The 12,772-nt window shown below is 42.5% G+C and carries 4 protein-coding genes; 3 read left to right on the forward strand and 1 reads right to left on the reverse strand.

Translation table 11 applies throughout. The features are described from left to right. Nucleotides 1-136: 136 nt before the first annotated feature. Nucleotides 137-1,438 (reverse strand): cobyrinic acid a,c-diamide synthase CobB, encoded by a 1,302-nt coding sequence (locus F597_RS0115395; protein ID WP_019540654.1) that lies wholly within the window; start codon nt 1,436-1,438, stop codon nt 137-139. A 293-nt stretch (nt 1,439-1,731) separates the two neighbouring features. Here F597_RS0115395 and F597_RS0115400 point away from each other — a divergent pair, with 293 nt between their 5' ends. From F597_RS0115400 to F597_RS0115410, 3 genes are read left to right on the forward strand one after another with little or no spacing between them, the layout of a single operon-like run. Next, nucleotides 1,732-9,462, forward strand: a complete 7,731-nt coding sequence (locus tag F597_RS0115400; protein ID WP_019540655.1) for a SpvB/TcaC N-terminal domain-containing protein — start codon at nt 1,732-1,734, stop codon at nt 9,460-9,462. Nucleotides 9,463-9,517: 55 nt separating this feature from the next. Next, entirely contained in the window at nt 9,518-11,500 is a 1,983-nt protein-coding gene (locus F597_RS0115405) for a zinc dependent phospholipase C family protein (protein ID WP_081624394.1), read from the forward strand. 16 nt (nt 11,501-11,516) lie between these two features. Then, nucleotides 11,517-12,740, forward strand: a complete 1,224-nt coding sequence (locus F597_RS0115410; protein WP_019540657.1) for a hypothetical protein — start codon at nt 11,517-11,519, stop codon at nt 12,738-12,740. Nucleotides 12,741-12,772 lie beyond the last annotated feature (32 nt).

Below are 12,772 nucleotides of genomic sequence, written 5' to 3' on the forward strand. Positions count from 1 at the left end.
AATAAAAATGATGGGATATAGTTTTTATCTATAAGGTTGAGTTTTTGATTGCAAATATTTGATAAATGACTTAAGTTTCGCATGTAAATTTGAAGTGTATGCAACTTACGAAACTTGGGTAAATCATAGTTTTGTTCTAATTGAAGAACCTCATCAAATCATCCATTTCTGCCCAGTATATATGTGTATATCCGGCAATTGCATTCTTATAGCGTAATAGTTTCGTCTCAACCGGAATACCTTTGGCATTATATTGAGTGATGATACTTTCTTCATTTCCGGAAACAGATGAGTAATGAAATTCATGTCCCTTCACACTGACACCATTCGATGCGAATTGCCGGTACCCCAGTGTGAGTTTCATTGCTTCCATACTGGCTTTTTGTTTAAAAATATTAACCATGGGATACTCTTTTCCGGATTTGTCGGCAATACACGAAGAGAGGTACATCATTCCCCCGCACTCGGCAAGCAATCGTCCTCCTTGTTCTACATAACGGCGGATACTTTCCTGCATAGAATTATTCTTACTTAGCTTGTCGAGGTACAATTCAGGATATCCCCCGGGAAGATACACGAAATCGGCATTGGGCAATTCTTTATCGTGCATTGGACTAAAAAATGTAACGGTTCCTCTTCTCTTCAGGTACTCAATATTTTCATGGTAGTAAAATGCAAAAGCTTCGTCCGTGGCGACAGCGGATTTTAACACTTTGCGGTGTGATACCGCGTTTTCCTTTGAGAGAACAGGCGGAGTTGAGCTTTTCCGGGTCATCTCCAGTATTTCATCAATAGGGAGATGTTGCTCCACAAAATGGCCCGCTTTCTCAGCAAATTCATCCAAAAGCAGGTTGCCGTCGATACTCAATCCGAGATGACGCGACGGAATCTCCAGATCGTTGTTTTTCGGCAGACGTCCCAATGCGGGTATACCCACATCATTGCAGGCATCCTGTAAAAAACGGTAATGGCTGTCGGAATTGACCATATTAAAAATAACACCTGCAATAGATATATTCTTGTGAAAATTTTTAAAACCATACAGGATAGGTGCTACGGAGTAGGCCGTTGCTTTGGGATTCAAGACCAGTATAATAGGTATATCGAGTATTTCGGCAATATGTGCACCGCTGCCCTGCCACTTGTCAAATCCGTCGAAAAGGCCCATAACCCCTTCGGTCAGGGCAATATCACAGCCGGACGTATAGGTCGAGTACAATTGCTTTACATGTTCTTGTGAGGAAAGGAACAGATCCAGGTTGATAGAGGGTTTACCCGCCGCCAGTTCGTGGAATTTCGTATCGATATAGTCGGGACCACACTTAAACGGTTGTACCTGTAACCCCCGGTTTTTGAATGCCCGCAACAACCCGATGGTCAGCGTGGTCTTTCCGCTTCCCGATGATGATGCGCCTATTAAGAACTGATATCTTGCCATGGTTGCAAAGGTAAGGTTTTTGAATAAAATTTTACCTGTTAAATCACTGTAAACCGACGAATATCCGGATACTATTCATTTCACAGTCATTCCGGATAATTTCCGGATAATAAAAATTGTATTTTTTATGTATTAAATATCAGATACTTATGATTGAATTATGCGCAAATAGTACAAATACATTTTATTGTTAATGCACGATTTGTACAAATTTTCGCATGTATAATCCTACCATTTTAACCCCGCATCCAATTATGTTTGCCAGCGTCCTCAATCGCTAAAGACAATAAAAAATGAATGCGCAATCATCAAATAAATCCAGCTCTCAATTTCTCAAAACAGATGGAGGAAAAACCGAATCCAATGCGATAGAAGTACCATCCATTTCATTACCCAAAGGTGGTGGTGCCATAAAAGGAATTGATGAAAAATTTTCTGTGAATGCTGTAAATGGAACTGCTTCATTTTCCATTCCACTTCCATTCTCTCCGGCGAGGGGTGATTCTCCTACTTTAGATTTATTTTATAACTCAGGGTCGGGCAATAGTATTTTTGGTTTGGGTTGGAACTTGAGTGTAGGCTCAATCAAGCGTAAAACAGATAAAGAATTGCCTCAGTATCTTGACTCCATAGATTCGGATACATTCTTGTTTTCAGAGGCAGAGGACCTGGTGCCGGAATTTAAAAAGAATCCTGATGGAACTTTTACTGTGGATGCTGATAACGAATACATCCTGAACGAAAGAAATTCGACAGATGGATTGTTCACTATCAGAAACTACAGACCACGTATAGAAGGTCTGTTTGCCCGTATAGAACGGTGGACGGAAAAATCAAATGGCAGGATCAGATGGCGCGTAATCACCCGGGAAAACAGAACCACTCTTTTCGGATGGACGGACAATTCCATTTTATCTGATCCGGTTGATTCTTTGAAAATATATGAATGGCTACCTGAATTTGAGTTTGACGATAAAGGAAATTGTACGCATTATCTCTATAAAAAAGAAGATGAAATTGGTTTTGATGAATCATTGTTACACAATCGTAACCGGCTGAAAGATGGTACCATTTCCTATACCAATCTGTATATAGATAAGGTATTGTATGGCAATAAAACACCTTACAGGCAATTTGGAGATGCCTTTCCTGATGAGACAGATTATTTATTTGAAACACTGTTTGATTACGGGACAACCGATTATACTACGCAACACATAGATCAATTAAATCCATGGGATTTCAGACAGGATGCTTTCTCTGATTACAAAGCCGGATTTGAAATCCGTACAACCCGGCTTTGCAAAAGGGTTTTATTGTTTCACCATTTCAAAGGAGCTAATGAATACGACGGACTTGTCCGGTCATTAAATTTTGAATACGACATTTCTTCCGGGCAGGATTTTACCTTTCTGAAATCCATTTCCTCATACGGATATATAAAAAAACCGGATGGTTCCTATTCCTATAAAAAATTTCCTCCCATGGAGTTTGAATACCAGAAGCATGAATGGAACAGTGAAATAAAAACTGTTTCACAGGAAGCGTTGATGCATGCTCCTACAGGTATAGAACATGCTCCTTATCAATTTGTAGATTTATACAATGAGGGACTTGCCGGTATTCTTTCAGAACAGGCAAATGGTTGGTATTACAAACATAATCTTGGTATCCGTAACAATGATGGTGAGGCGGAACTCATGTTCGAACAGGCGAAATTAGTTTCTCCCAAACCATCTTTCATGGGATTGGGCGGCCAGCTCCAATTGAACGATCTGGATGCGGATGGAGGTAAGCAATTGGTCAGTTTTGAGGAAGAACCACGGGGCTATTTTGAACTGGACGATGACAATGAATGGCAAGGATTACGTTCGTTTAAAGGGTTACCCAATATTGATTTTGGTGATACCAATACCCGGATGCTCGACCTGAATGGTGACGGTAAACCCGAAGTAGTAATTTCAGAAGATACTGTTTTTACATGGTATGCATCCGAAGGCAGAGATGGTTTTACTACTGCACGAAAAACATCCAAACCTTTTGACGAAGAAGAAGGTCCGCATATTGTTTTTGCTGACGCTAAACAAACCATTTACCTCGCCGATATGTCGGGTGATGGAATGACCGATATTCTGAGGATCCGGAATGGTGAAGTCTGCTACTGGCCCAATATAGGATATGGAAAATTCGGAGCCAAAGTAACAATGGACCAGGCTCCTGTTTTTGATCATCCTGATGCTTTCAATCCCGACTATGTAAGACTGGCAGATATTGATGGGTCAGGCACTTCGGATATTATTTACCTGGGAAAAAATAAATTCACCTGCTGGAAAAATTTAAGTGGAAACCAGTTTGACATTGCTCCGTTTGAAATCAATCCCTTTCCTGAAATTCATCCGCAGTCCGCAATAACTGTGACTGATTTGTCAGGGAATGGAGTGGCATGCATTGTATGGTCAAGTCCTTTATCAAAAGATGCCAATGCTCCATTAAAATACATCGATCTGATGAATAGTAAGAAACCGCATATCATGGTTTCTTATAAAAATAATCTGGGTAAAGAAGTATTATTGGAATATACACCCTCCACAAAATTTTATATTGAAGATAAGCTTGCCGGAAAACCATGGGTAACCAAACTGCATTTTCCGGTGCACTGTATTTCGAAAACCATTATCGAGGATAAAATTTCGGGTTACCGCCTTGACAGTTCTTACAAATATCATCATGGGTATTATGACCATGGCGAACGGGAATTCCGCGGATTTGGCATGGTGGAACAAACCGATGCCGAGACCTTTGCACACTGGGTAAAACAAGATGCGACCAACATTACCGAACAAGCATTACATCAGGAACCTGTCGTTGTTAAAAACTGGTATCATACCGGAGCATTTTTGAGAAATGACAGAATCCTCAATCAATATGAAAAAGATTACTGGTACAATGAATATGAAAAGGAATTCGGAATTATAACCCATCCTGAGATTGCCTTGCCCGATGCGCATCTTACGGTGCCCGAAGGGATGGATGTCTCATTAATTGACCAACTGACTGCGGATGAGTGGCGGGAAGCCCTGCGTGCATGTAAAGGTATGGATTTGCGTGTTGAAACCTTTGCTAAAGATGCCGTTCAATTTGGAAATACCATGGAAGCCCGTAAAAAAGAGTTGATTCCATTTTCGGCAGCTACCCATAATTGTGTGATAGAACTATTGCAGCCACGAGGCAAAAACAAACATGCCGTTTTTGTTGTAAAGGAAAGCGAAGCTATTACGTATAGCTATGAACGCAATCCCGACGATCCGAGGATCGAGCATGATCTGAATATCCGGTTAGACGAATACGGTAATATATTGGAAGCTGCATCGGTAGTTTATCCCCGGTTAAACCCCGATTCTTCGCTTCCAGTCGAAACGCAGCAGGAACAAAGTAAAACGGTTATCATATATAGCCATAACCAATTTACCAATGATGTTCCGGGTGAAAACACACATCGTTTGAGGATGTCATCCGAAGTAAAAACGTATGAATTGAAAGGCGTAGCAAAATCGGGAGTCTATTATATACCGGCAGACTTTACCGACATTCTTTCGGATGTGAATTCAGACACAGCTTTTTATCATGAGTTTAACAAACCGTTAACCTCAGGAAAAGCACAAAAAAGATTGATTGAACATGTCCGCACTATTTATTATCGAAATAACTTAACCGGAACTTTGCCATTGCATCATCTGGAATCTTTGGCACTTCCTTATGAAAGCTATCAATTGGCCTACACTCCTGAGTTGATAACAGATATTTTTGGCACAAAGGTGGATGCGGGAATTCTTGCTGAAGGTAGATTTACACATAGTGAAGGAGATGATAATTGGTGGATCCGATCCGGTACAATTCAATTTAAAGCATCATCAGAAAGTCAGACGGATGCGCAGGATCGTTTCTATTGTCCGGTCTCTTATACAGATCCATACGGAGCTGTAACCAAAGTAAAGTACTATGGTTCCTATTTCCTTTTTATAGAAGAAACCGAAGATGTATTGGGTAATAAAGCCAGGGTTGATGCATTTAACTTCCGTACGCTTTCTTCCCGAAGGATGAAAGATATCAACGGCAATTTATCTGAGGCTGTTGTGGATGAACTGGGCCTGGTGAAGGCGGTGGCAGTGATGGGAAAAGGCAATGAGGCAGATGACCTCTCCGGCTTTTCTGAAATTACAGACGCTGCAGAATTAACAGCTATTTTCAATTTTCTCCAATCTTCCGATTCCACACAACTCACCGGTTCAGGAAAGAATTTGTTGAATCATGCTTCTTCGAGATTTGTATATGACTTTGAAGCTTATATTAATCACGGTAAACCTGCTGTAGTGGCAGCTATTATACGGGAGCAACATTTTCAGCAGCTTTCTGATTCTCCCGTTCAGATGGTTTTCGAATATTCCAACGGCATGGGCGAAGTGATCATGAAAAAAGTGCAGGCGGCTCCCGGAAAAGCAAAACAGGTTACTGTAAATCCTGATGATTCAATTTCAGTGTCTGAAATAGATACCGCTTCCCTCAATCCCAGACAACTTCGTTGGATAGGCGATGGCAGAACCATCAAAAACAACAAAGACAATGCTGTCAAACAATATGAACCCTATTTTTCAGTAGACTGGGGATACGAAGACTATAAAGAATTGGTAGAAACAGGTGTAACACCGGTAATGTACTACGATGCGCCAGGCAGGCTGATTAAGACCGAAATACCCGATGGCACCTTCTCCAAAGTGGAATTTGATTCATGGAAACAAATTATTTATGATGCCAACGATACAATTCTGGAATCATCATGGTACAACAACCGTACAAACCGTCTTATCGATGCTGCACTCATAACGGAAGGCAAAGATCCGGGCCGGGAAAAAATGGCTGCCGATAAAGCCGCCAAACATGCAAACACACCCGGTATACTGCATTTCGACACCCTGGGCAGGCCGGTCCTCTCTGTTGAGCACAATAAAAATACAGCTACAGACGCTGATGAATTTTACCTCACCCGGGTTTATCTGGACACGGAAGGTAACCTGCGCTCCGTTACTGATGCCCGGGGAAATATTGTCATGCAATACAAGTATGATATGCTCGGCAACTTAGTATATCAAAACAGTATGGATGCCGGACAGAGGTGGCTACTCACAAATATTCTGGGCAATCCGCTTCGGACCTGGGATGAAAGAAACCACGAGTTTCAATATTTTTATGATGTAGCGCAACGTCCCACATATAGCAAGGTAATAGGGGGTGATGGATCTACTCCGCTTGATCACATTTTCGACAGGATAGTATATGGAGAAAGTCTTTTGACAACAAACCGAAGTAACGAAATGACCCTGCAAACCAGAAATATTTTAGGTCAGGTTATCCAACACTATGATACCGGAGGATTGGTTGATACTCCTGACTTCAACTTTAAAGGGCAGCCTTTAGCCACGACGCGTAAATTATTCAGAAAATACAAAGAGATAGCCAACTGGATTGATGCTAATTTGGGGAATGAACTGGAACCCGAAGAATTCAAATTCATCACACAAACCGATGCTTTGGGAAGAATTACCCGACAAACGGCACCGGATGGCAGCATCATTACCCCTTCTTACAATGAAGCCGGTTTGCTGAATGGAGAAAGTGTGGTGCATCCCACTTACGCAATCCCATCTGTTTATATCAAAGATATAGACTACAATGAGAAAGGACAACGGAATAAAATCATCTACGGCAATGATGTAAGCACAAAATTTTATTACGATAAAGAGACTTTCCGACTCAAACGGCTGGAGAGCAAGCGGCTAAGTGGTGACCCCCTGCAGGATTGGTATTATACGTATGATGCTGTGGGGAACATTACGCACGTGGAGGATAAAAATATTCCGGTATTATTTTTTAATAATCAAAAAATTACAGGAGTTTCTACTTATACTTATGATGCCCTATACCGGTTAACTGAAGCCACCGGCAGGGAAAATAATGCCGCTTTAAATTTCGGCGATTGCGACAACTGGAACGACAATCCCTTTATGCACAGCATGAGCCCGGGTGATCCGATGGCGGTACGGAACTATGCACAGAGCTATCAATATGATGAAGTGGGTAATATCATGCAGATGAAACACCTCGCAGCAGGTGGTAACTGGACAAGAAGATATGAATACGAACCTACCAATAACCGGCTCAAAAGCACACATATAGGAGACAATGCCAATCCTGCCGATTATACAAAATACCGCCACCATGCAAAGCATGGGTATATGGAGGAACTGCCCCATCTTGAACAAATTGAATGGAATTTTAAAGAAGAAGTGGTACGCACTACCAGGCAACATTGCACGGATGATACTATTCCTGTAATGACCTACTATCAATACGATGACGGCGGCCAGCGTATCCGTAAGATTACCGAAAACCAGGCCGCACCGGGAAATATGCCTGCCAAAAAAGAGGAACGCATTTATATAGAGGGTTACGAACACTATAAAAAGTATACAGGTACACATGCGGGATTGGAAAGGGTAAGCCTGGGACTGATGGATGAGGATCACCGCTTTGTCATGATTGAAACCCGAAATGATGTGGATGATGGAACGGAAAAACACTTGATTCGTTATCAGCTACACAATCTCTTAGGTTCTGCCGCCTTGGAGTTGGATGATAAAGCACAGGTTATCAGCTATGAAGAGTACCATCCTTATGGTACTACGGCATATCAGGCTAAAAATGCGACCATAAAATCTGCTGCCAAGCGCTACCGCTACACTGGTATGGAACGCGATGAAGAAACCGGCCTGGAATACCATAGTGCCAGGTATTATCTGCCGTGGCTAGGCAGGTGGTTGAGTCCAGACCCGATCGGGATTGGGGATGGGGTAAATGTATATGGGTATGTGAAAAATAATCCGATAAATAACTTTGATTTAGACGGAAAACAATCCCAAAGAGTAATTGTAACAGAATCTCAATTACAGACATTTTCACCACAAGTTGTGCAACAATTAATTGTTGCAGGAGGAGGTACTCCTGGTCCATGTTATGCGAATCCAACATACGAACAACGGCAAGCAGATATCAATATCTTGAGGAATATTTTGAGGGCTGGTAATATGTACGATCCAACTTTTGCTCCTCCTATGCCTACAGCTGCGGAAGTAGAGCGACGCAATAATGAACAAATTTGCGTAGCAGATTCCAGAGGTATGGGCTATTGTGGTCCCCGATATATTGTTGAAGGCCAAAGACGAAGAGCAGATTTTGGTTATAAGTTGGAAGTCGGAGAAAATATCAGAGGAGGAATATTTGGTGCCATCGGCTATGGTTTAGGAGGAGATAGAGGTTCTTATGTGGGCGCCGCTTTTGACGGATTAGCTTCGGCTGCTGCCGGAACTGCCCGTGGTAGGAGCGATATGAGAAGTGTCAGGCCATCCACCCCCTCCAGACCGGTTCCTGCCGAAGTCAGACCCTCCAGACCTGCTACACCTGCTGCTCCTGTAAGGCCTGCTGCTTCTCCAGGGTCTGGTACACCAGGCACACCAAGAGATACCAGGCCTTATTCATCACAACGAATGAGACAACAGCTTGAAGAGCGTTATGGCAGAGAAAACGTTACTTCCACCACAGTTCCACCATCTACCCATCGATCAGTAAGAAGAGCCCCCGTTGATGTGGGTGGAGGAAGAAGTGTGGGATTTGATGAAAGAGGACTTCCCGATTTTAGCCCATTTGCCGTAACGAGTGCAAGAGTCTCAAGAGGGAGCTATAGAGGCGAAATGAGAGCCGCTACCAGACAGCTTAGGGAAGCTCTGGCAAGAGGTGAAAGTGTGGGCGTAACTTTTACACCTGCGCAGTTACGTGCAATTAGAGCCGGAAGATCAACAATACCAGGATATCGCTGGCATCATGTTTCCGGAGGAGAACTTCAACTCATTCCTGCTCGTATTCATGATGCTGTACCACATATTGGTAGCGGGGCAATGAGACATGGGCGCTAATAACTGATAATGACAACAAATCAATGATTAAATAACGGATTAAAAAATTAAAATTATGCCAGGACCAGCATTACATCACATGATAGCAGACAGATTAAAAGCATTGATCTCTCTGAACGAAGGCCTGGGGTCAAAAATGACACCGGCTCAGTACACTGCGTTGCAAAATTTATTAGCAGACGACAAGAACCTGCCTTACCTCTTTTTTGGGTGCCAGGGACCAGATTATCTTTTTTTCAACACAAAAGATATGCCCGGACCAATTGGCGATATGGCCGAATTTTATTTTGAAGTCGTGGATTTTATCGAAGACTTCAAACAAAAATTGCTTGCCGTAGTTCCCCAACCGATATTAGACGCTTTGGAAGCATTTAGCGAGGCAGTGGACGAAATAATTGAAGATTCGGCTTTGCTGAGTGAGCTTCAACAAACGTTTAACGATATCAACCAGTTGCTGGACGGATTTTCTGCCACATTGATGACAATGGTGCAGAAATTTATCACCGATTTCAACCTGTTCGAAGTGTTTGACCATCCTTATCGTGACGGAGTACCCAATAAGAGCAGGCCACCATTTTTGCAAAGTGATAAATGGTGGTGGTTCGATGCACTGCATTATCGCAAGACAGGCAAATTTGCAAAAGCGCTGTTGGATGCTACGGCCGGAGATTTCTCCGATCCCAAGATCTTATATGCCTTGGGTTATCTTACTCATTATTGCGCTGATGTCGTAGGGCATCCCTACGTGAACCTGATTTCGGGAGGACCTTACCGTTCGCACGCCCAACGCCACAAAACCGGCGAGAACTATCAGGATGTTTTCAATCTGCTGAATGCAACGGGAACTGATTGGAACCGCTCAAAACTGCACGCTTTTTATAATTTTAATTTTGATGGGACCATTGATACCGAGAACGACAAACCGGATCCATTTACCGTATTGCCTGATGATCTGGCTGAAATGATCGCTGAAGCCATCAATAAAGTATACCAGGAAGATGGTGATCCCGAACCGGAATATGGCCCTGAAATATCGGCAGGTGATGTAAACAATGCCTATCGTATTTATTATAAATGGCTCAGGAGTTCTACCGACACAGGCACCATTCCCGAACCGGTACCCTATTCATTCTCAAAGGAGATAAGGGAAGTCTGGGAAAAGACAGTGGATAATCTTGGCGATGCCGGTGATTTTCTTGAAGATGCCATTGACAATGCCGGAAGTTTTGGCATCCTGAGTATTTTCATCATCCTGGCCGCATTGGTGATTGCAGCGGTAATGGCAGCGGCTGCCATCGCAGATGGTATTGCCGGCGCCATTACTACCCTCGGAACGTCAACCATACGTGCTGCTGCTTGTCTGATTTACGAACAGGTCTACAATGCCTATCAGAATTTCAGGCTTGGTGTGGCACTAAATGGATTGGCTTTCCCGATGAAAGAGCATCTGAATGATCCCAGGCTTACTCAGTTCGCCAATCCGTCAAATATTGACCCCACCGGTGTCAACGCCTTGCCGTTTGTACCTCATCTGCCTTTGCTGAAATTTATGCCTGCCACTTTTGAAGATACCTTGTTCAATATGGAACGTCATTTAATTTATCCTGTTACTCAAAATGAAAAAGGCGCTGTAATGGGGACACTCAACAGCTACCTGACTGAATCATCGTTACATTACGCTTTTGGCAGAATACCTTTTCAGCCAAAAGACATTCTTGACCGCTTGCAAGGGTTGACTCCCGATGTGAATCCCATACATAACGACGACGGCACCCGCCTGAAAAGTTTACTGATGGAAAAAGCCAGTTTAGGGAATGCAATGGATCTGATTGAAAAAACATTTGAACGTTTTGCCGATAAAGAAGATTTGATCGATTTTAACCTGGACGGGGACAGAGGCTATTCCTATCTATGCTGGACGCAAAAGCAAACGAGCTCTACTGATGCTCCTGATTATCCCGAAAAATTAAAAGTAAATGTACCCGGTGGAGATCCTTCGGATGATAATATCAATGTGGATTTAAGATTTATAAAATAATAAAACATTCATAACTATGAGTTTAGAAAATATACATAAGGCCAGTGAGATCATCAAAAAGCTTCAGGGCCAACGCAGGGAAAAGAGTGTCAAATTCAGGGAAACATGGTATAAGACAATCGAAGCCTCTCCGGTTAAAAAGAGACGCATGCCCGAGGATTTCAAAGATAGCTCCTATCTCTACATCCGTTCCTATGAAGGCGATAACGGCTACAGGCCAGGTGCGAATGTAGCATACTGGAGATCGCCCGATGTAATGGTTTCGCCTGTCTCTTCATTGAACTCTTATACTACGGAATTGAATGCCGGCACATTGTACAATATCAAATGCCTGGTACACAATAAAGGTGATTTAAACGTACCTTCTGCCAAAGTCGAATTTTATTTAGTGACGCCAAGTCTGGGTTTTGATACTCGTTTTGGGAAAAAACTGGGTCTTGCTTCTACCTGGGTCAATTGCTACAGCTCGTCTGAAGTAAACATCCGGTATCTGGTGGAACCGTCTGATGCAGGTCATAAATGTCTGTTTGCAAGGGTGTTCTCTTTTTCCCCGCTCGATATCCCGCTTCATGATACCTTGCTCGACCCTGTGCAGGACAGGCGTATCGGACAGAAAAACCTGAATATTGCAGGCCAGGCAACGCAGATGAACCTGAATATCCTACACATGCCTCAGGCCCAATTGACAGTAAAATTCGTTCCGTTGACCAGGGAGGCAGTTTTAGCAATACGTCATCCTGTTGCTGCGGATTTTAGGATTATCGATAAACCAAGGGAAAAGGCTGAGTTCAGATTGAATTTTGCAAAGAAAGCGGAGCCGGATATAATTGGCGTAAAGTTACCCAAGCGTCTGACGAGTTTGAGTAATCGGTTGGGAGAAATCAAAAGAGGAATTGATCTGAAAATAATTCAACCGGGTAAAATTGAATACAAAGACGCTGCTTTTCATTTTGAGTTCAATCAGGAAGGCAAATATAATCTGAAAGAGCAAAAAAGGATTGAGGATGAGATGAAGAGAATACATAAAATGATTCAATCAGGTGAAAGAAAAGCATCAGATTTCAAAAAAGAGATTGACGAATATCGTCAAATGAACCTTGAAAGACGAATGACATTGCTATCGGTGGACATTCCCAACATAGGATTGCAGAAAGGTGAATTGGCCGGGTATGATGTTGTTGCCATCAACAATATAAATGGGGAAATCTTTGGTGGTATCACACTGCTGGTACATGGTTAATAATGGTATATCAATAAACTGAAAATTAAAAA

The sequence above is a fragment of the Proteiniphilum acetatigenes DSM 18083 genome (genome assembly GCF_000380985.1).
Classification (GTDB): domain Bacteria; phylum Bacteroidota; class Bacteroidia; order Bacteroidales; family Dysgonomonadaceae; genus Proteiniphilum; species Proteiniphilum acetatigenes.

What these genes read in the sequence shown, in the direction of transcription:
- F597_RS0115395 (WP_019540654.1), bottom strand. Translation starts at nt 1,438, where the DNA reads ATGGCAAGATATCAGTTCTTAATAGGCGCATCATCATCGGGAAGCGGA.
- F597_RS0115400 (WP_019540655.1), top strand. Translation starts at nt 1,732, where the DNA reads ATGAATGCGCAATCATCAAATAAATCCAGCTCTCAATTTCTCAAAACA.
- F597_RS0115405 (WP_081624394.1), top strand. Translation starts at nt 9,518, where the DNA reads ATGCCAGGACCAGCATTACATCACATGATAGCAGACAGATTAAAAGCA.
- F597_RS0115410 (WP_019540657.1), top strand. Translation starts at nt 11,517, where the DNA reads ATGAGTTTAGAAAATATACATAAGGCCAGTGAGATCATCAAAAAGCTT.